This is a genomic window from Blautia sp. An46, assembly GCF_002161645.1.
In the GTDB taxonomy this organism is placed as follows: Bacteria; Bacillota; Clostridia; order Lachnospirales; family Lachnospiraceae; genus Blautia; species Blautia ornithocaccae.
Map to the genome: position 1 here is coordinate 142,390 of NZ_NFIF01000004.1, position 19,963 is coordinate 162,352.

The following is a 19,963-nucleotide window of genomic DNA, read 5'->3' on the forward strand; positions in this document are numbered from 1 at the left end:
CAGTCAAACTGGAGTCATGGACCGACAGGCCCGCAGAATAAAAAGATACTTGAGATTCTCCTGTGTGGAGAAGAGAACATCTGTTGATGTAAGTCAGATTATACCCTTACAAAAGAACTCTGTAAAGGAAAATAATGCACAAAAAGAGTTTTTAGAAGTTCTGCATAAATTTACAGAACAGTATTGACTCTATATTGCATAAGTATGCAAAAAGTTTTATAATACAACTAAATCAGAAAATTTAGAAAGATATAGAAAATTGAACGAATTCAAGTCAGCTGTGGCCTTTTGGAAAAAGGCGCCTGTTAATCATACGATTATTTTGTTAAATATTCTAATATTTATTCTTGTAGAAATTACCGGGTCCTGCGAAGACGTAAGACATATGCTCCGGTGGGGAGCAGCAGGAACTCTGGATATTGCCCAGGATCATGAATACTACCGGCTGATCACTGCCATGTTTCTCCATTTCAGTCTCCAGCATCTGGGAAATAATATGCTGGTGCTTTTATTCATCGGAGATTGTCTGGAGAGAAATCTAGGGAAAGTCAGATATGCACTTATCTACTTTCTGGGCGGAGCCGGAGCAAATCTGCTCTCTGTTTTCCATGAAGTATATGTGAATGAATATGTGGTGTCTGCTGGGGCGTCCGGAGGAGTTTTTGCAGCTATAGGCGGGCTGCTTTATGTGGTAGTGAGAAATAAAGGTCATATAGAGAACTTTACCTCACGTCAGCTTCTTATTCTGGCTTTCCTTTCTCTTTACCATGGCCTGACCAGTACCGGAGTAAACAATATGGCTCACCTGGGAGGACTGGTCCTGGGCTTCCTTTTTGCCCTGCTCTTTTATCACAGGAGAAAGTCCTCGATCCCAGTCAGGTGATTGGCAGAACAACTGTAAAGGAAGTATCCTCTCCAGCGGAAGAACGAAAGAAAATCTGACCGCCGTGGGCGGAAATGATTCTTTTACAAATGGCCAGTCCAAGGCCGGTACCACCCTGCTTATAGGTGACAAAAGGTTCAAAAATATCTTTTTGATGGCTGACAGGGATACCGCTTCCTGTGTCTTTTACACACAAATAGATATTTTCTCCGTCACAGCTGAGAGAACAGCGGATCAGACCCTGGCGTCCAATGGCTTCTCTGGCATTTGTGAGGAGATTCAGCAGTACTTGACGTATTTTTGTAGGGTCTGCTGAAATCAGAGGGACTGCAGTTTCTTTTTCATAGAGAAGAGAGATTTCCAGAGTCTGGCAGAGCGGAGTCAGAGATTCTACAGTTTCCCGGAAAATGCTGTCCAGATTTATTTCTTGAAGGTGGAGTTTGGCAGAGTTATTGAAAGAAGAGAACTCTTCCAGCAGAGCTCTGAGAAAACTCATGTTTTCCATGATCTTTTCCCAATAGTCATCTTCTTTGATTTCTGGATGGTGGCTTTCAAATAACTGAAGAAAGCTGTTGATGAGAGTTACCGGGTTGCGGATTTCATGAGAAATCTGAGACAGCAGAAACTGCTGTTTTACCTGTAATTCCTGATAAAGGGTTTTATAGTCAGGATTGCTGTTTCCTGAAAGCTGAAAGACAGAAGATCCTGTTTGCGATTCCATAATATTCCTCCCAATTTGTTTTTCGTAGATAGTTTAGCACTGAAATTTTTAAATGGCAAATAAATTTGTTTTACAAAAAATACCAAATTTCGACAAAAGTGTCACAAATGCCGAATTAAATTCGGATATATTATGAAAGGAAAGGAGAAAAAATATGAAAGAATGTATTTTTTGCAAAATCGCCAATGGAGAAATTCCATCGGCAACACTTTATGAGGATGAGAAATTCAGGGTAATCCTGGACCTTGGGCCTGCAACGAAAGGTCATGCCCTGATTCTTCCAAAGTCACATTATGAAAATCTTTATGAATTACCCGAGGGGTTGGCAGGAGATGCAATGGTGCTGGCAAAAAAAGTCATAACGGAAATGAAAGAGGTTTTGAAATGCGACGGATATAACGTAGTACAAAATAATGGAGAAGCAGCAGGACAAACGGTATTTCATTTTCATATGCATCTGATACCGAGAAGAGACGGTGACAATGCCGGTATCTCCTGGAATCCAGGCACACTTACGCCAGAAGACAAAGAGGAGATTCTTTCAAAATTTTCTTTAAAATAATAGAAATGGATACAAAAGATGAACGATGAGCGGTTTCGTGAAATTTATCAGCAATACTATGGTTTAGTAAAGAAAACGGCGTTCAGTGTTTTGAAAGACTATGATTTTTCAGAAGATGTGGCTCAGGAAGTATTTCTTTTATTTTCGTTGAAAGAACATACTTTAAAGGAAGAATATTATCGTCAGTGGCTCCTTGTAAATGCCAGAAGAAAAGCCATTGACTTTTGCAGGAAAGCCTATCAGGTCCATGAGGTTACGGCCTCTATGTCTCCTGATGAGGATGAAACGAACCAGGATAATGCAACAGAGTGGATTTACGGCCAAAGACAAGATTTCTTTGAGGATGAGATTGCACATAAGATTATGTTGAGAGAATTGACAGGAAAATTATTTCAGGATTTGGCAAACAGAAACAGTGAATGGTATGAAATCATGATGAGAACAGTTGTAGAAGGCGAAAGCCCGGAAGAGACGGCTCGTGCTCTTGGCATCTCAGTAGAAAATCTGAGAGCCAAGAAACATCGAATGAAAGAGTGGATAAAAGAGCACTACAGAGATGACTTTGAAAGAGCCTGATTATTTTACCGCTTTTTCAATAAGCTGCACAATCAATTCAATAGAGTTTTTGTGCTTGCTGGAAGACATTGCGGTAATGTAAGATTCTCTGTGCTCGTAAAGGTCATAGACAGCAGTCAGCAGGGATTCATTTGTAAGTTCTTCTTCTTCCAGAACCTTACTGTATCCCAGATGTTCGAAAGAACGGGCATTGAGTATCTGGTCACCTCTGCTTGCACGGGCAGAAAGAGGAATCAGGAGATTCGGCTTGTTTAAAGCGCTGAGTTCGCAGATAGCATTGGCGCCGGCTCTTGAGATCACAACATCTGCCAGAGCAAAAAGATCTGCAAGTTCTTTTTTGATATATTCATACTGAACATACCCTGGGGTGCCTTCCAGGCTGTCATCTATTTTGCCTTTGCCGCAGAGATGGATGACTTGGAAATCCTGGAGGAGTTCCGGAAGGACTGCTCTTACCGCCTGATTTACGGCAGCGGCACCAAGACTTCCTCCGATGATAAGGATAACTGGTTTATCAGGTGAGAAACCTGTAAATTCCAACCCTTTTTCTCTGCTTCCAGTGAGAAGCTCCTGGCGGATAGGCGTTCCGGTGAGAACAGCCTTTTCTTCAGGAAGATGGGAAACAGTTTCGGGAAAGTTGCAGCACACTTTTGTGGCAAAGGGTATACATATTTTGTTGGCCAGACCGGGAGTCATATCTGACTCATGGATAAAAGTAGGGATTTTCTTCCTGCTGGCGGCGATTACAACAGGAACTGTTACAAAACCGCCTTTGGAGAATACTACATCAGGCTTCAGATCTTTCATGAGTTTTTTGGCTTCCATAAAACCTTTCACAACCCGGAAAGGATCTGTAAAGTTTTTGACATCAAAGTAACGCCTTAATTTTCCAGAGGAAATCCCATAATAGGGAATTCCCAGCTCCTCAATGAGTTTTTTCTCAATTCCTTCATAGGAACCAATATAAGAGATTTTATATCCCAGTTCTTTTAAACGGGGTATCATTGCAATATTTGGGGTTACATGGCCGGCAGTACCTCCGCCGGTAAGAACGATATGCTTCATGGTGTTCCTCCTGATTCTAAAATGTAACTATAAGATAATATGATACACTTGCGGGGAAAAGTCAAGAAAAGATAGGAGTTTCATGGGTAAAATAGAAGAAAAGAACGGCGGTGCAGGGCTTCAGTCTGCTGAAGAAGCGAGAGACAGGGAGTTTGAACAGTGGGTACAGCAGCAGTTTTTGAAGGAAGCGGCGGCTATCGAGAAAGAAATTGACGAGATTCCCGATTCTGAAAACTGGAAACCCACAGAAGAAAGTTTCCAGAAGCTTTTGCAGAAGGCAAAGGAGCAGGGCTCTGTTCAGTCTGCACCGGATTCTGTACAAACTACAGTAAGCGAAGATAAATTCAAAGATAAAGAAAACAAAGATACAAAAGAAGAAATTGTAAGCGAAAAACTGAATAAAGAAAAATTAAATAGTGAAACGAAAAAAATCCTTAATAAAGACACAGGTAGACATAAGTTCGCAGATATTAGAGAGAAGGTGATAAAGTGGGCCGCTGTTGCGGCGGTAACTGTATTTGGAATCTTTGGGGTTTCCATGAGCAGTGAGGCGAACAGGGCGTATATAATGGAGAAAGTCGATGTTATAATTGGAGACGATGTGGGAACAGCAATAGATAACGATGAAGAAACACTAAAGAGAGATTTGACTGAAGATGAGGCAAAAGCGGATATAGAAAAAGAACTATTAGTGGAACTTCCAGAATTTTTTTACGTTCCTGAGAAGATGGTATTCGATACGTATGGAATTGATAACGATGCAAAAATGGGGTTTATCCAATACCAAATGGAGGATAGGCTGGTAGTACTAGCAGTGTATGTTAATGATAAAAGTGCTTCGGCATTTGCTGTAAGTGATTCGGGAGAAATGCTTGCTAATATTAGCAGTAAGATATTTAGCCCAATTCAAACTACACTTTGGAAAGTACAGGAAGAAGGAGATGATTTACCGGCTTATATTCTTCAGTGGGATTATAAAAATGTTTATTACGAGCTGACAGGGAAAATACCAGAAGAAGAAATGAGAAGGATTGCAGAAAACATAATGTATTAGATATAGTAAAGGAGAAATGTATGAAAAAAATATTGAAAAGAATAGTGGTATTTTGTTTAGTGATTACAATGACATTAGGAATATCTGTTTCTGCATATGCAGAGACAATTCCGCCAGAATTAGGTAAAGTCGTTGATGGTTCAGTGCTTACAGATGATAGCTCTTCGGAAAAAACTTTATATAATCCGGCAAGAGGGAATATTTTGAATAGAGGAATTGCCAGAATATCTAATAATGGTAACGGTAATGTAAATGCGTATGGGTCCGCAATAGGTGCTGTAGTATGTGATAAGATGGAATTAACAATAGTATTACAACGATATAATGGAACAAAATGGGTAGATGTTACTTCAAAGTCATATAGTGCTTCTAACATAGGTGTATTTTCTAAAAGCTTTAATACAACTGTCACTAAAGGCTATTATTATCGGGTGCGAGTAGCTTGCGTAGCGACAGATGCGGGAGTAGTAGAGAGTCAAATACCTGTTACGGAAGGTGTTTGGATAAGCTAAAAAATTGGGGATATTCATATACCCAGACATCCTTAAATAATTATAGAGTTATTATTCCCTGTTATTTTAGTAATAGTTATTATTCCGAAATATGAGTTATACATAAAAACTGGAATCCCAATTTTTGGATTCCAGTTTTTCTTATACCTTCCTCTCACATCCAATACAACAAATCCAGAACTTTTGTCGAATAACCGAGATAAACTTCCAGCTCTGAAATATTGTAATTCCACTACCCCTTTTGTATAATTAATATAGAAATATCCATACAAAAGATAGCATAATAACAATAGTGCAGGAGATTATAAGTATGGAAACAAATGAACGGCAGGAAGATTGGGAAAGTCTCGGTTTATCTAATGATTTTTTATTTGGGAAAGTAATGAGTAACCCGAAATTATGTGTAAAGCTTTTGGAACGGATTTTTCCAGACCTGGAGATTGAGAGAATTGAATATCCAGAGCTGCAGAAAACGATTAAGGAAGATGTAGATGCAAGAAGTGTCAGGCTGGATGTCTATGTAAAGGATTCTGAAGAGAAAGTCTATGATATCGAAATGCAGACAACGAACAATGGCGAGCTGCCTAAAAGGAGCAGATATTATCAGGGGATGATAGACCTTCAATTGATTAACAGAGGAGAATCTTATAGAGGGCTGAACCAAAGCTATATAATTTTCATCTGTATGGAAGACATCTTTAAGGATAACAGACACATATATACATTTGAAAACATATGTATACAGAATAACGGAATCGTGCTGAGGGATGGAGCGGTAAAAATTTTTTTGAATACAAAGAGTGACCGAGAAGATGTAACTCCCCAGCTAAAAGCCTTTTTGGATTATGTAGATGGCAGAAAAACCCCAGACCCTTATGTAGAAGAGCTTGAGAAAGCAGTTGCTGAGGCAAAGAAAAATCGGAAGTGGAGGCATGAGTATATGACTTTATTGATGAGAGATCAGGAGAATATTGAAAAAGGAAGAATTCAGGGAAGAAAAGAAGGCATAAAAGAAGGTATAAGAGAAGAGCGCCGTAAGATTATCATCAATATGCTTTCTAAAGGCTATACTAATGATCAGATTATGATGCTCTGCGATACTTCCTACGAGGAAATCAATGAATGCAAAAAGAGTTTATAAAATAAATAAAATATTGTAGGAATTATTGGAAAGAATAATAAATTTTATATAATTTCCAGAAAATCTCTGTCCATTCTTTCCCCTCTGGGGTATAATGAAAACAGCAGATTTATTATACCGTAAAGCAATGAGCAAAGGGAGTTTTTTACTCTGGGGTTAGTACAACAAAAAGGGGGTTTTTTATGAGACTGACTTTTATAGGGGCTGCCCATGAAGTGACCGGAAGCTGTTATTTTCTGGAAGCAGCAGGGAAAAAGTTTCTTGTGGACTGTGGTATGGAGCAGGGGCCGGACCAGTATGAAAATCAGGAGATTCCCGTGCCTCTTTCGGAGATCGATTTTGCCCTGCTGACCCATGCCCACATTGATCATTCGGGAAATTTCCCATTGGCCTATGCCAAGGGGTTCAGGGGACCAATCTACGCTACTGCGGCTACTTGTGACCTCTGTGATATTATGCTTCGTGACAGTGCTCATATCCAGATGTTTGAGGCAGAGTGGCGGAACAGAAAGGCCAGGAGAAATGGACAGCCGGAATTCGTTCCTGCGTATACCATGGAAGATGCCTTGGGAGTGATCCGGCAGTTTGCAGCATGTGATTATCATAAAATCATTGAGCTGGCAGAAGGGATCAAAGTGCGTTTTGTAGATGCGGGACACCTTTTAGGTTCCGCCAGTATTGAACTGTGGATTACAGAAGATGGAGAAGAGCGGAAACTGGTATTCTCCGGTGATATTGGAAATACAGAGCAACCTCTTATCAAAGACCCGGAATACCTGGAAAGTGCGGACTATGTGATCATGGAATCTACCTATGGAGACAGAAGCCATGGGGAAAAACCGGAGTATATCGGAGAGCTGACCAGCATTATAAGGAAAACTTTCAAGAGGGGCGGCAATGTGATCATTCCTTCTTTTGCCGTAGGAAGGACCCAGGAGATGCTATATTTCCTGAGAAAGATCAAGGCGGATAATCTTCTTCCGGAATTTCCGGGATTCGAAGTGTATGTAGATAGTCCTCTGGCAGTACAGGCCACAACGATTTTTAAAGAGCATTACAGTGAATGCTATGATGAAGAGGCCATGGAACTGATCAATCAGGGAATCAATCCTATTACATTTCCGGGGTTAAAGCTGTCTATTACCAGTGACGAGTCGAGAGCGATCAATGTGAATGAGAAGCCAAAAGTTATTTTGTCTGCCAGCGGAATGTGTGATGCAGGACGTATTAAACATCATCTGAAACACAACCTCTGGAGACAGGAGTGTACGATACTTTTTGTGGGATATCAGGCAGTTGGAACACTGGGAAGAGCCCTGATCGAAGGAGCCACAGAAGTAAAACTTTTCGGAGAAGAAATACATGTAAACGCTGAAATCATCCGGATGCCGGGAATCAGCGGACATGCAGATAATGAAGGACTTATGCGATGGGCAGGAGCCTTCAAGAAAAAGCCTGAAAAAGTTTTTGTAACTCATGGAGATGACCAGGTATGTGAGCTCTTTGCTAAAAGACTGGAGAGTGAGCTGGGATATTCTGCTGTAGCGCCTTACAGCGGAACCATTGTAGAGCTGCTTTCCGGCCAGGTAGTAAAGGAAACTTTGGGAATTGCAGTAAAACATGCAAGAGAGAAGGCAAAGACCAGAAAAGCTGCTGGAGTATATGCAAGATTACTTGCGGCTGGACAGAGGCTTATGACAGTTATCCGTCATAATGAAGGCGGAGCAAACAAAGATCTGGCCAGATTTGCAGACCAGATCAATGCTATGTGCGATAAATGGGACAGATAATAAGCAGATTGTACGAGAATAAAATATCGGCAAATCAGGTTTTCAGCTTTGCATGACTCTGCCGGAAACCTGAGGGGGACATTTTTTCAGATTGATAAAAAACCCGGTTAAAAGTGCTGCTGCTGTTGAAACCGGCTTCCATTGCAATATCGGTTATGGATGCCTGGGTAGTCAACAGCAGCAGTTTTGCTTTGTGGAGCCGCTGCCCGGTGACATACTGAGAAAAAGACATTCCAACAAATTCCTTAAAAAGTCTGGAAAAATGAAATTTGGAAAAGCCTGCATAGGAGGCTGCCATTTCCAGAGTGATATTTGAGGAGAGATTTTGATTCAGATACTGGCATACAGCCAGAAATTTTTCCTGATATTGATGAGTTTCCTGGCGGCAAGTTATTCTGCCTGGATTTTTGCCGGGAAGAATCTGCATTTGAAGAGCAGAAGACCGGAAAAGCAAGGTATAAAGCTGCAGGACCAGGGAATACAGACTGGCCTCCCAGAGGAGCTTTTTGCGTCTGGACTCCAGTATCACAGAGAGGAGGAGTTTCTCTGCTGCTATATAAGTAGGATTTTTTATGTTCCGCTTCAGAATAAAAAAAGAGGGGAAGGAAAACAGCAGAGACTGGAATTCTCTCAGGGAATACAGAATTTCCACGTCAAACTGAAAGATCAGCCGGGTGCCTTTGGAAGACCCGGTGAGTTCATGGATAGTCCCGGACTGTAGAAATATAATATCGCCCTTATCCAGATGATACGTTTCTTCTTCAGTTTTTACCTGATAATCCCCGGAAAGGGGCAGGATAATCTCCACACAGGGATGCCAGTGAGGATCAATATGATAGCAGCCTTTCTGGAGGATTACCCGAAAATTGGAAGAATCCGGATAAGCTATATTTTCGCGGAAACCGGAGAAAATCTTTTTCATAGTTCAGACTCCAAGGAATAATGTAATAATAAAAAGAATAACAGTATCTCAGTGGAAAATCAACTATTAAAAATATGAGAGCTTTTTCTATAATTATGTGACATAGAGGATAGAAAAGAAAGAAAATTATAGAAGAAGGACACTTTATTTTATGGGCATTATATACATGGAATGCTATGATATAGCCATCAAAACTATTGAAGATGCCGAATGGCAAAAGGAAAAGGAGGAAAGAGTATGAAAAAAAGAATGAAAAGACTGGCAGCGCTTTCCATGGCAGTTCTGATGGCAGCATCTATGGCAGCCTGCGGCGGTTCAGGCGGTGGAAGCAGTGATGGCGGATCCAGTTCAGGCGGTTCCGGTTCAGGAGATGACAAGGAGATTGTGTATTGGAACATTGGTACAGAGAGTCCTGATAAGGATATTGTTACAGCTGCGGTTGAAAAATTCAACTCTGAAACGGAATCTGGATATACTGTAACATCTGTTCCAACTCAGAATGACTCTTACAAAGAAAAATTGGTTGTGGCTATGAGTTCTGGTGAGTGCCCGGATATGTATTCCTGCTGGTCTGGAGGACCTATGTATGAATATATTGACTCTGGATTCGGTCAGCCTATTGATGATCTGTTTAATAATTCTGAGATTAAAGACAAACTGATGGAATCTGCCATCGGTCAGGCAACTTACAATGATCATATTTATGCAGTTCCTTATCAGAATGTATCTATGTCAGGTATTTTCTATAACAAAGAGATGTTCGAGAAATATGGTTTGGAAGAGCCTGCTACATTAGCTGATCTGGAAAATATTTGTGCAACTTTAAAAGAAAACGGTATTACACCATTCGCTTTGGCAAACAGCTCTAAATGGACAGGTTCTATGTACTTTATGAATCTGGCTGCAAGATACGGCGGACTGGAACCATTCCAGAATGCAGTTGCAGGAACAGGAAGCTTTACTGATGAATGCTTTATCCAGGCTGGAGAAAAGATCCAGGAGTGGGTAAATGCAGGATACTTCCCAGATGGTGTAAACTCTCTGAGTGAAGATGATGGACAGGCAAAACAGTTAATGTATCAGGAAACAGCAGGTATGCTTCTTTGCGGCTCCTGGTATACAGGTACTTTCTCTACTGACAGCGAAGAGTTTTATCAGAAGATAGGCTGGTTCCCATTCCCGGCAATTGAAGGCTCTGACGCTGACCCATCTATTATGATCGGTACAGTAGGTGACCAGTTTATTGTATTTAACTGTGAGGGTGAAAAACTGGAAGCTGCTTTTGAGTGTGCTGAAGCACATCTGTCTGACGAAGTAATTGACCTTGGAGTAGAAAGCGGAAAGATTCCTCCAGTTAACGGAATTGAAGAAAAACTGACAGATCCAATTACAATTGAGGTTGTAGAAGCTGCTAACAACGCATCTGAAATCCAGCTGTGGTACGATCAGTATCTGCCGCCAGCAGTTTCAAATGCACATCTGGATGGTCTTCAGGAGGTATTTGGTCTCACTATGACTCCTCAGGAAGCCCAGGAATCCATGCAGCAGGCAATGGAAGAGTATAATGCTCAGAAAGCAGAATAAGCAACATGACGGAATAATCGGAAAGGCTCTGGAAACAGAGTCTTTCTTTTTGGATAAAACTGCTAAAGAAATCTATAAAAAATGAACAGTATGGATAGAAATTTATAGATTCTGGGAAGATTGTTCTATGTAGTTTTGTTAAACTTTTTGATAGTATTGATACTATCAAAAAGTTCTTAAAGTAATAAGAAGGAGGGAATTCATTATGAAAGAAAAGAGTACTTCTTTGCTTGTCATCAGGCAGAGAAATACGAGAAAAGTAGCGGCGCTTTTCCTGGCACCGGTAACTATTCTGATGGTAATCTACATTTTTTATCCTATTGTAGATACCTTTATCACCAGTACATATCAGTGGAATGGAATTTCTGCTGACAGAAAGTTTATTGGTATTCAGAACTGGATCACACTGCTCCAGGATAAAAGTTTCTGGATTGCTTTTAAAAACAATCTGATCATCATGGTGCTTTCTATTGTAATCCAGATTCCTCTGGGACTTGCCCTGGCCACCTTCCTGGACTTTGGAGGGAAAAAACTTACGGTATTTAAAGTTATCTGGTTTATTCCATTGCTGATGTCTTCTGTAGCTATTGGTTTCCTGTTCACCTATGCTCTGGCTACAAACGGCGGTATTGTAAGTACCATATCCGGTTGGTTTGGAGGCGGAAACATTGACCTTCTGGGAAATCCCAAAACTGCGCTGCTTACAGTAATCGCTGTTATATGCTGGCAGTTTACACCGTTCTATATGGTATACTTTATGGCTGCATTTACAAATATTCCCTATGATGTATTTGAAGCAGCCAGAATTGACGGAGCTACCAGAGGACAGTATTTCTGGAAAATAGCACTTCCTCTTCTGGTGCCATCCATGAAGAGTGCAGCCATTCTATCTATGGTAGGTTCTTTGAAGTATTTCGATTTGATCTACGTAATGACCGGAGGCGGTCCGGGAACTTCTACTGAATTAATGGCAACATATATGTATAAAGAGTCCTTCAGCAACTTCAACATGGGTTACGGTTCTGCTGTTGCAGGAGGAATGTTCATTCTGATTTCTATGATCGCTCTTATTACAATGAAATTGATAAATGGAAAGAAGGAGGCGTAAAAACATATGGATGCTTATAAGAAAAGTCGAGTAAAAAGTATAATATGCTGGGTAATCGCCTTTGCATTGGCAATTTTTTACCTGGTAGTCTCTTTCCTTCCCTTTATATTCATGGTATTAAACTCTTTTAAAGAGAAGTTTGAAATGCTTACAGTGGGTGTCTTTGAACTTCCCCAGAGCTTGAATTTTGCGAATTATCAGGAAGTGCTTACAGGCGGATTTGGAAAATATTTTATGAACAGTGTGATCGTGCTTGCAATTTCCCTGATTTTGCTTCTGTTTATTGCCTCCTGCGCTTCTTATCCTTTGGCAAGATTCCAGTTCAAGCTGGCGAATCCTATTTATGCAGGAATTGTTGCATGTATGTCTATTCCAGTACACATTACACTGATTCCTGTGTTTAAGATGTCCCAGGCTACAGGTCTTTATGACAGTATTTGGGCGCTGATCGGACCCTATGTAGCGTTTGCTGTTCCGATTTCTGTGTTTATTCTTACCAGCTTTATGAAAGAGATTCCAAGGGAGATTGAAGAGTCTGCGGAAATCGACGGATGCGGAAAGATTAAAATGTTTTTCTCCATGATTCTCCCGCTCTCCAAACCAGGACTGGCTACATTGGCAATCTATAACGGTGTAAATATGTGGAATGAGTTCTCCTTCGCATACACATTGACACAGTCCTCTGAAAACCGGACGCTGCCTCTGGCTATTTGGGAGTTCCAGGGACAGTATTCCATGAATACGCCTATGATCATGGCGGTTCTGACACTGACACTGCTTCCTATGATCATAATGTTTATTATCTTCCAGGATAAGCTGGTGAAAGGTATGACAGCAGGAGCTGTAAAAGGTTGAGTTCATTTAAAAAGGGCGTTTTATACGCCCTTTTTTTAATCTTAAGCTAAAGGAAACCTGTGGACATAGGTTAAAAATAAATATATACTAATATTCATAGAGACTTAAAAGTAAAGACATTAGGAGGGCAAAAATGAAAAAGTGGATAGAACAAATTAATCAATGGAAACTGGATAAGAAAATGCAGGTTCTGGTTACCACAGCCATTATTGTTATGACCTTGATTATTTTGGCTGTATCCACCATTTCCTCAGTAACCTCCATGAAGGAAAAATCCATAGAACTGCTGCAGACAAATAATGATACCATGTCTGAAAACTATGCATCTTCTCTGGAACAATATAAAGCCCTCGCCATAGCTATTGTAATGGATGATACAGTGCAGAGCTATCTTCACTGTACCAGCAAGAGAGATCCTTCCTATACCGGATATGCCAACAATGCGGTTAATACTATGACCAGCTGTCAGAATATGTATCCAGATATGAATTTTATCGGTATTGTAAGCTATCAGATGGACGATTATCTCTATAAAGGGATAGAAGCCCTTAGTTCAAGTGATTTTCAGCAGGTCTATGCCCAGGATTACCAGCAGTGCGGGGCAGTGCGGGATGGTACTATACGCATAGGATTTTCCAACAAGTACTACAGGGGAGATCGATATACGCTTAGTGTATATTTTCCGATCTATGATCTGAATACCATTATGATGGAACGAGGACTTCTGTGCATGAACTTTACAAATCCGGTTCTGGAACAGATTTTGGAAGATAAATCAGGAACTGGAAGGCAGACATCAGTAATTCAGAAAGACGGAACAGTCATTGCGGATCATGATCTGGACAGTATTGGAAAAACGGTGTCCTATAAAGAAAAGCTGATGGGCATTGAAGGAGAATTTTCCTGGGAGGGCAGGCTCTATATCTATCAGAAAGTGTCAGACTGGAACTATTACATTGTCAGCAGTATTGAAAATATGGAGCTGTATGCTCCCAGCGTCCGAACTATTATCATTATGACGGCAATTCTTTTTTTCATGGTTATTCTGAGCTTTTTTGTGATAAAAGGTATCATAAGCCGGGTATACCGGCCTCTGGATCAGACTGTACAGAAAATGGACGAGGTAGCGGCAGGCTGCCTGGAGTCTCGATTAAATGTAGCGAGTATGGGAGAAGATTTCCAGAAACTGGCTACAGGCTTTAATTCCATGATGGAAGAAATCCTGGTACTTATGGAACAGGTAAAAATGGAGCAGCATCAGATAGAGCAGATCCGTTTTAACTCTCTGCAATCCCAGATCCAGCCCCATTTTCTTTATAATACCCTGGAATGTATTCACTGGCAGGCTATGGCAGATGGAAATAAAGAAATTTCCACATTGGTTATGGCTTTGGCAAAATACTATAGGATTTGTCTCAGCAAAGGGCATGATGTGATTTCTTTAGGATTAGAGATTGAACATATCAAGAATTATCTGATCATTCAGAATATGCGTTACGATAACATTATTGGAAGTGAGTTTCAGGTTGATGATACCTGTAAAGATGCAATGGTTCCTAAGCTGACTCTTCAGCCACTGGTGGAAAACTCTATTTATCATGGGATAAAAGTAAAAGAAGGAAGAAAAGGAAGTGTTTTTCTGAAGGCTGTAAGAAAAGAAAATACGGTGCTGATTACTTTGGAGGATACTGGAAGCGGAATGACTCAGTCTCAGATTGACGCTATGAACCAGCAGCTTTCAGAGTATGATGAATCTTTTGGCTATGGAGTAAGGAATGTCAATAAGAGGATCGAGCTGCTTTACGGGAAAGATTATGGACTGTATTATCTTAGAAATGAGTTTGGAGGAGTGACTGTAGAAATACAGCTTCCCTATACTACAAAAGTGGACGAGGGAATTTTAAAAGGGGATATGATAAATGTATAAAGCTTTAATTGTTGATGATGAAAAGATGATCCGTATGGGAATGAAAAAAGTGATTCCCTGGGAACAGCTGGGGATTGGCGAAGTATATACCGCGGCTTCGGCAACCGAAGCCCTGGATGTTTTGGAAAATTACAAACCCCAGATTATGATCACAGATATCCAGATGAACGGAATGACAGGCCTGGAATTGATCGAGAAAGCCAGGGATATAATCCCGGAATTAAGAGTGATCGTTCTTACGGGATATGATAACTTTGAGTATGCCAGACAGAGTCTCCGCCTTCAGGTTCAGGACTTCTTTCTGAAGCCAATTGAGGAAGAAAATCTTTCCAGAGTTCTTAAAGAACAGGTGGCGTATTTAAACGAAGCCGAAGAAGAAAAGCGGAATTTCCTTCTTCGCCAGAGAACCCAGGGGACGGCAGAACAGATGGAGCTGGAAAAGTGCATCAGAGGAATTATTAACCGGTCTAAGGAAAGCAGTGAGTTCATGGGTGTTCTGGAACAGTACTATGGATTTCAGATGGACCAGGGACTTCAGATTGTGCTGATCATGCCTGCCCAAAATTATTCCGGGCAGGAATCAGAGCAGTATTTTCACGAGATGTCGGTGAAAAACATTTGCATGAGTGTTGTAGACGCTCAGGGAAAAGGAATCACTTTTTCCGATGATGGTATCATAGGAATTGTTTATTTTACAGAGGAAGAGAGCTCGGTCTTGGAACATATTGAGGAACTTTCAGGAATTCTCAAAGATGAGTTTGACACGAACCCTAAGATTGTGATGGGAAGTGCTGTATCGGGATTTTCGAATTTGCACATTTCTTATAATGATGCTAAATATCTGTTAGATACAGAGAAGGAAAGTATTTAGGATATTATCCAGACTTTCGGAGAGCAGAATAAAAATAATATTTTCCGTGATATTTTCAGTGAGCTAAAGGGAATCATGTGTTCCAACACGGGAAATACCGAGTATGTTATGAAAGCTTTCCGCACATTTGCAAAGGCTACCAAGTCTTATAATTTATCGCAGCAGACAGTGCGCAGGCTTTGCTTTGAGATGGCATCTGCCACCTATTTTGCCTATATGGGGGAGTCTAAGGAGACAGAGTCGGGACGCTTGGATGCATTATCAAAAAGTCTTCTGTCTGCCAATCGTGAAGAGGCATGTGAGGTAACAGAGATGTTTTTGAATCAAATGCTGGGGAAGGAAGAGGAAAGTGTTCATGAGATTGTAGATAAAGCAAAATATTATATTTCAGAACATCTAACAGAAGAACTTACAGTGTCAAATATTGCGGCGTCTCTGTATATTACGCCAAATTATTTTTCAAGATTGTTTAAACGAGTAACTAAAGAAGGCTGTAATGAATATATTGTACGGAAGCGCATAGAAAAGGCAAAATCTCTTCTGGAAACCACCAGCCTGAAGACAGGAAAGATTGCCATGATGGTAGGATACCGTGATACCAATTATTTTTCTCTGGCTTTTAAGAAGCATACAGGGAAATCTCCTACAAAATACCGGGAAGAAATGCAGAAATAAGGGACAGGATCATAGAGCAATAAATGGGCAGTTTTTCGCATAAAGAAGATAGAGAAAGATTTGGGATCCAGTGTAAAATAAACACATACATCAATGAGAACGGAGGATAGTGTATGAAAAATTTTAAAAAAGAACGGTCAGAGGCAAGAAAAAAGGCAAAAGAGCTGGTAAGTAAAATGACACTTATGGAAAAGGCAGCTCAGCTAAAATATGACGCATCGCCAGTAGAAAGACTAGGAGTACCTACATATAATTATTGGAATGAAGCCCTCCATGGAGTTGCAAGGGCAGGAGTTGCTACTATGTTTCCTCAGGCTATCGGAATGGCTGCGGCTTTTGACGAGGAAGAGATGAAAAAAGTAGGAGACATTATTGCCACAGAGGGCAGAGCAAAATACAATGAATACTCGAAACATGGAGACAGAGATATCTATAAGGGATTGACATTCTGGTCTCCTAATGTGAATATTTTCAGAGATCCACGCTGGGGAAGAGGACATGAGACCTATGGTGAAGACCCTTATCTGACATCACGTCTGGGTGTGAAATTTGTAGAGGGACTTCAGGGAGACGGACCGGTAATGAAAGCGGCTGCCTGTGCGAAACACTTTGCAGTACATAGCGGCCCTGAGTCGATCCGGCATGAATTTGATGCAAAAGCCACAATGAAGGATATGTGGGAGACCTACCTTCCTGCTTTTGAAGCGTTAGTGACAGAAGCGGATGTGGAATCTGTTATGGGAGCTTATAACAGAACAAATGGAGAACCCTGCTGTGGACACCAGTATTTAATGGAAGAGGTACTGAGAGGCAAGTGGAAATTTGACGGACATTTTGTATCTGACTGCTGGGCCATCAAAGACTTCCATGAAAACCATAAAATTACAAAAAATGCCAGAGAATCAGCTGCACTTGCTTTGAAGAGAGGATGTGATGTGAACTGCGGCAATACTTATCTGCACCTGCTGGGAGCTGTAGAAGACGGACTGATCACGGAAGAGGACATTACAAAATCGGCAGAGAGGGCTCTTACAGCAAGATATCTTCTGGGACTTTTTGAGGGAAGCGAGTATGATGAAATTCCATATGAAAAGGTAGAATGTAAAGAACATGTGGAAGAAGCCCTTAATATAGCCAGAAAAGGCTGTGTACTTCTGAAAAATGACGGTGTGCTGCCTTTGGATAAATCGAAGATCAAGACTATTGGAGTAGTAGGACCTAATGCAGACAGCCGTGCTGCTTTGATTGGAAATTACCATGGAACTTCATCCAGATATATTACCGTGCTGGAAGGAATCCAAGACGAAGTAGGAGAAGACGTGAGAGTCTTATATTCTCAGGGCTGTCATTTATATAAGGACAGAGTAGAAAACCTGGCGTGGGAACAGGATCGTATCTCGGAAGCTGTAATTACCGCAGAGCACAGCGATGTAGTGGTAATCTGCGTGGGGCTTGATGAGACATTGGAAGGTGAAGAAGGAGATACAGGAAACAGCGATGCTTCAGGAGATAAAAAGGACCTCCATCTGCCAAAGGTTCAGGAAGAACTTATAGAAAAAGTGGCTGCAGTAGGGAAACCTACCATAGTTGTTCTGATGGCAGGCAGTGCGATTGACTTAAATTATGCCCAGGAGAACTGTAACGGAATCCTTCTGGCATGGTATCCGGGAGCCAGAGGAGGAAAGGCTGTAGCAGACCTGCTCTTCGGAAAGACTTCTCCTTCAGGAAAGCTTCCGGTGACTTTCTATAAAGATCTGGAAGGTATGCCGGAGTTTACGGATTACTCTATGAAAGGACGGACTTACCGTTATATTGAGAAAAAACCGCTGTATCCCTTTGGATATGGTCTGACCTATGGGGACATTGAGGTTACATCTGCGAAAGTGCTTAATCAGGTGACTGCAGATTCTGATATCGAAGTGGAAGTTACTGTGGAGAATAAAGGGACAAGAGCTACGGAAGAAGTAGTGCAGCTTTATATTAAGGATCTGGAGTCTCCTCTGGCAGTGCGCAATCATAGCCTGTGCGGATTTAGAAGAGTGGCTTTGGAAGCGGGAGAGAAGAAGAACGTTACTCTTACTGTAGCAAACAGAGCTATGGCAGTTGTAGACCAGGCAGGAGAGCGTCATGTAGACAGCAGGAACTTCAAGATTTTTGCCGGAATTTCACAGCCTGATGAAAGAAGCCAGGAACTTACAGGGAAAAAATCAGCAGAAATAAATGTGACACTTGGATAAAGAAAGAAGACAGATTTCTCTATAGAAAAGGAAAACTACTTATGTTAACATAAGGGGCAGAATAGGCATACCCTATCCTGTCCCTTCTATTTATATTAATGAATGCACATGATTTTATAGGAGAACAGGGGGGAATTTTGACCAGAGGAAAGAGAAAGGACTGAAGAGCTATGCAGAACTGGAAAAAGAAAATTGCAATCCTGGGATTGAGCGTTTCCCTTGGAATGTCAGGAGTATATGGATGCGGAAACACAGAGGAGACTAAAGCGGAAACGGAAAGTGCTTCAGGAGAAAGCCAGGAAACCGCAGAGAATGCGGAAGAGAGCAGTCAGGTCCAGGAAGAAAAGCCGGAGACCACTCAGGCGGAACATCCACAGTTTGTGGCAGATGGCATCAGAAAGGTGGTACTGGTAGAAGACGGTCAGGAGATTTTCAACCTTTCAAATGAACCGGCAGGGTACAAGATGGATTTTGACTATTGGGAAATCCTGAATCCCTACGATGAGACGGTAACTGTAAATACAGAGACAATGTATGATCTTTTTGATGTGCTCTGCGGCTTAGACTTTCAGGCACCGGTAGCTGTAGATGCTGAAATGGATACAGGAATTGCTGATTCACAGACAAGTATCACACTTGACTTTGTGAATACGCTGGATGCCACCCAGGCAAAACAGACAGACTATGCAGATAAGACAGCCACTATTATTCTGGGAAATGAAGATGGGGCAGGAAATCGTTTTGCAGCAGTACAGGGATTTGAGGATCAGATATATAAGCTGTCAGCCAGCACCATAGATTCTATTTTCGGCTTAGACCCGTTTTCCTATATTCTGAAGATTCCGGTTTTGGTTAACATTGATACAGTAGAAAGTCTGGAAATTCAGGCAGGAAAGAAATCTTATGAAATGAATGTGGATTCCGTAAATGGGGAATACCAATTTGGAAATAAAGATGTAGAGAAAACAGATTTTACCACCCTTTATCAGGAAATCTGCAGTATAATGCTGGAAGCAGAGGCCGAGGAGGAGAAGATTACAAAGGAAGAAGAACCGGGGCTGAAAATCACTTTCCACAGAAACAGTGAAGAGTATCCGGAAATCCAGGTGGCCTACTATTCTTACGACGATACCTATGATTTGCTGGAAGTAAACGGAAACAGCTATTTCCTGGTAAATGCAGAAGAAGTGGATAATCTTGTGAGCTCCATAAAGAAAGCCTTTTAACAGAATAAATATTAAGGGGAAATTATATAGCAATATTGCCCTGGCAGAATAAGATTCTTATCCTGCCGGGGCTTTTTCTATGAAAGTATATGAGAAACCGGAATACCCCAAAACCCCAGTAAATACAAGGACTTTCCTAACAGTCGAGTTCCAAATTCGCCTGGTATTCTTGACTTTTTCAACTCTGCTTCCTATCCTGTAGATAGTAAACAGCAAGGCCGGTAAAATTTTCTGCCTTTTGCTGTGACTGATCG

Annotated in this window: 18 protein-coding genes; 15 read left to right on the forward strand and 3 right to left on the reverse strand. The window is 41.1% G+C overall.

The window, feature by feature from the left end; genetic code table 11:
- The first annotated feature begins 259 nt into the window (after positions 1–259).
- Entirely contained in the window at positions 260–883 is a 624-nt protein-coding gene (locus tag B5G00_RS05115; protein ID WP_087269507.1) for a rhomboid family intramembrane serine protease, read from the forward strand.
- Here the strand turns inward: B5G00_RS05115 and B5G00_RS05120 are convergent.
- On the reverse strand, positions 876–1,604 hold the full coding sequence (locus B5G00_RS05120; RefSeq protein WP_087269511.1) for a sensor histidine kinase: 729 nt from the start codon (positions 1,602–1,604) through the stop codon (positions 876–878). The two genes, B5G00_RS05115 and B5G00_RS05120, sit on opposite strands and share 8 nt — an antisense overlap.
- Positions 1,605–1,758: 154 nt before the next feature.
- Between B5G00_RS05120 and B5G00_RS05125 the strand changes: the two genes are divergently transcribed.
- Both B5G00_RS05125 and B5G00_RS05130 read left to right on the forward strand, forming a co-directional pair.
- Positions 1,759–2,166, forward strand: coding sequence for an HIT family protein (locus tag B5G00_RS05125; protein ID WP_087269514.1), 408 nt, complete (start codon positions 1,759–1,761; stop codon positions 2,164–2,166).
- An 18-nt stretch (positions 2,167–2,184) separates the two neighbouring features.
- A complete protein-coding gene (locus tag B5G00_RS05130) occupies positions 2,185–2,742 on the forward strand; it encodes an RNA polymerase sigma factor (RefSeq protein ID WP_087269517.1) in 558 nt (185 codons plus the stop codon).
- On the opposite strand, the gene B5G00_RS05135 is transcribed toward B5G00_RS05130, so the two are convergent.
- Positions 2,743–3,807, reverse strand: a complete 1,065-nt coding sequence (locus tag B5G00_RS05135; RefSeq protein ID WP_087269520.1) for an undecaprenyldiphospho-muramoylpentapeptide beta-N-acetylglucosaminyltransferase — start codon at positions 3,805–3,807, stop codon at positions 2,743–2,745.
- An 82-nt stretch (positions 3,808–3,889) separates the two neighbouring features.
- Between B5G00_RS05135 and B5G00_RS05140 the strand changes: the two genes are divergently transcribed.
- The 4 genes from B5G00_RS05140 (at position 3,890) to B5G00_RS05155 (ending at position 8,304) form a co-directional block, all read left to right on the forward strand.
- Entirely contained in the window at positions 3,890–4,861 is a 972-nt protein-coding gene (locus tag B5G00_RS05140; RefSeq protein ID WP_087269522.1) for a DUF4367 domain-containing protein, read from the forward strand.
- A 20-nt stretch (positions 4,862–4,881) separates the two neighbouring features.
- Positions 4,882–5,373: a DUF6147 family protein gene (locus B5G00_RS05145; protein WP_087269525.1), complete on the forward strand. Its 492-nt coding sequence runs from the start codon at positions 4,882–4,884 to the stop codon at positions 5,371–5,373.
- A 310-nt stretch (positions 5,374–5,683) separates the two neighbouring features.
- The gene (locus tag B5G00_RS05150; protein WP_087269529.1) at positions 5,684–6,514 is read left to right on the forward strand and encodes an Rpn family recombination-promoting nuclease/putative transposase; all 831 of its coding nucleotides are present in this window, start codon (positions 5,684–5,686) and stop codon (positions 6,512–6,514) included.
- Between the two features lie 182 nt (positions 6,515–6,696).
- A complete protein-coding gene (locus B5G00_RS05155; protein WP_087269532.1) occupies positions 6,697–8,304 on the forward strand; it encodes an MBL fold metallo-hydrolase RNA specificity domain-containing protein in 1,608 nt (535 codons plus the stop codon).
- Between the two features lie 34 nt (positions 8,305–8,338).
- On the opposite strand, the gene B5G00_RS05160 is transcribed toward B5G00_RS05155, so the two are convergent.
- Complete coding sequence (locus tag B5G00_RS05160; RefSeq protein ID WP_087269535.1) at positions 8,339–9,226, reverse strand: AraC family transcriptional regulator; 888 nt, start codon at positions 9,224–9,226, stop codon at positions 8,339–8,341.
- Between the two features lie 237 nt (positions 9,227–9,463).
- Between B5G00_RS05160 and B5G00_RS05165 the strand changes: the two genes are divergently transcribed.
- The 8 genes from B5G00_RS05165 to B5G00_RS05195 all read left to right on the forward strand — a co-directional run bounded on the left by B5G00_RS05165 (position 9,464) and on the right by B5G00_RS05195 (position 19,709).
- A complete protein-coding gene (locus B5G00_RS05165; protein WP_087269538.1) occupies positions 9,464–10,810 on the forward strand; it encodes an extracellular solute-binding protein in 1,347 nt (448 codons plus the stop codon).
- A 205-nt stretch (positions 10,811–11,015) separates the two neighbouring features.
- On the forward strand, positions 11,016–11,918 hold the full coding sequence (locus tag B5G00_RS05170) for a carbohydrate ABC transporter permease (RefSeq protein WP_087269541.1): 903 nt from the start codon (positions 11,016–11,018) through the stop codon (positions 11,916–11,918).
- A gap of 6 nt (positions 11,919–11,924) precedes the next feature.
- Positions 11,925–12,773 (forward strand): carbohydrate ABC transporter permease, encoded by an 849-nt coding sequence (locus B5G00_RS05175; RefSeq protein ID WP_087269544.1) that lies wholly within the window; start codon positions 11,925–11,927, stop codon positions 12,771–12,773.
- Positions 12,774–12,906: 133 nt separating this feature from the next.
- Positions 12,907–14,700 (forward strand): sensor histidine kinase, encoded by a 1,794-nt coding sequence (locus tag B5G00_RS05180; protein WP_087269547.1) that lies wholly within the window; start codon positions 12,907–12,909, stop codon positions 14,698–14,700.
- Positions 14,693–15,571, forward strand: a complete 879-nt coding sequence (locus B5G00_RS19255; RefSeq protein ID WP_242971286.1) for a response regulator — start codon at positions 14,693–14,695, stop codon at positions 15,569–15,571. Before B5G00_RS05180 ends, B5G00_RS19255 begins: the two co-directional genes overlap by 8 nt.
- A gap of 108 nt (positions 15,572–15,679) precedes the next feature.
- Positions 15,680–16,246 carry a helix-turn-helix domain-containing protein gene (locus B5G00_RS19260; RefSeq protein WP_242971287.1) on the forward strand — a complete coding sequence of 189 codons (567 nt, stop codon included), beginning with the start codon at positions 15,680–15,682 and terminating at the stop codon, positions 16,244–16,246.
- A 113-nt stretch (positions 16,247–16,359) separates the two neighbouring features.
- On the forward strand, positions 16,360–18,483 hold the full coding sequence (locus tag B5G00_RS05190) for a glycoside hydrolase family 3 C-terminal domain-containing protein (RefSeq protein ID WP_087269550.1): 2,124 nt from the start codon (positions 16,360–16,362) through the stop codon (positions 18,481–18,483).
- A gap of 170 nt (positions 18,484–18,653) precedes the next feature.
- Complete coding sequence (locus B5G00_RS05195; RefSeq protein WP_087269553.1) at positions 18,654–19,709, forward strand: hypothetical protein; 1,056 nt, start codon at positions 18,654–18,656, stop codon at positions 19,707–19,709.
- The last annotated feature ends 254 nt before the right edge of the window (positions 19,710–19,963 follow it).

Coding starts and splice junctions, on each gene's coding strand:
- B5G00_RS05175 (WP_087269544.1), top strand. CDS start 11,925: ATGGATGCTTATAAGAAAAGTCGAGTAAAAAGTATAATATGCTGGGTA.
- B5G00_RS05150 (WP_087269529.1), top strand. CDS start 5,684: ATGGAAACAAATGAACGGCAGGAAGATTGGGAAAGTCTCGGTTTATCT.
- B5G00_RS05140 (WP_087269522.1), top strand. CDS start 3,890: ATGGGTAAAATAGAAGAAAAGAACGGCGGTGCAGGGCTTCAGTCTGCT.
- B5G00_RS05165 (WP_087269538.1), top strand. CDS start 9,464: ATGAAAAAAAGAATGAAAAGACTGGCAGCGCTTTCCATGGCAGTTCTG.
- B5G00_RS05130 (WP_087269517.1), top strand. CDS start 2,185: ATGAACGATGAGCGGTTTCGTGAAATTTATCAGCAATACTATGGTTTA.
- B5G00_RS05155 (WP_087269532.1), top strand. CDS start 6,697: ATGAGACTGACTTTTATAGGGGCTGCCCATGAAGTGACCGGAAGCTGT.
- B5G00_RS05160 (WP_087269535.1), bottom strand. CDS start 9,226: ATGAAAAAGATTTTCTCCGGTTTCCGCGAAAATATAGCTTATCCGGAT.
- B5G00_RS05135 (WP_087269520.1), bottom strand. CDS start 3,807: ATGAAGCATATCGTTCTTACCGGCGGAGGTACTGCCGGCCATGTAACC.
- B5G00_RS05125 (WP_087269514.1), top strand. CDS start 1,759: ATGAAAGAATGTATTTTTTGCAAAATCGCCAATGGAGAAATTCCATCG.
- B5G00_RS05145 (WP_087269525.1), top strand. CDS start 4,882: ATGAAAAAAATATTGAAAAGAATAGTGGTATTTTGTTTAGTGATTACA.
- B5G00_RS19260 (WP_242971287.1), top strand. CDS start 15,680: ATGAAAGCTTTCCGCACATTTGCAAAGGCTACCAAGTCTTATAATTTA.
- B5G00_RS19255 (WP_242971286.1), top strand. CDS start 14,693: ATGTATAAAGCTTTAATTGTTGATGATGAAAAGATGATCCGTATGGGA.
- B5G00_RS05190 (WP_087269550.1), top strand. CDS start 16,360: ATGAAAAATTTTAAAAAAGAACGGTCAGAGGCAAGAAAAAAGGCAAAA.
- B5G00_RS05170 (WP_087269541.1), top strand. CDS start 11,016: ATGAAAGAAAAGAGTACTTCTTTGCTTGTCATCAGGCAGAGAAATACG.
- B5G00_RS05120 (WP_087269511.1), bottom strand. CDS start 1,604: ATGGAATCGCAAACAGGATCTTCTGTCTTTCAGCTTTCAGGAAACAGC.
- B5G00_RS05180 (WP_087269547.1), top strand. CDS start 12,907: ATGAAAAAGTGGATAGAACAAATTAATCAATGGAAACTGGATAAGAAA.
- B5G00_RS05195 (WP_087269553.1), top strand. CDS start 18,654: ATGCAGAACTGGAAAAAGAAAATTGCAATCCTGGGATTGAGCGTTTCC.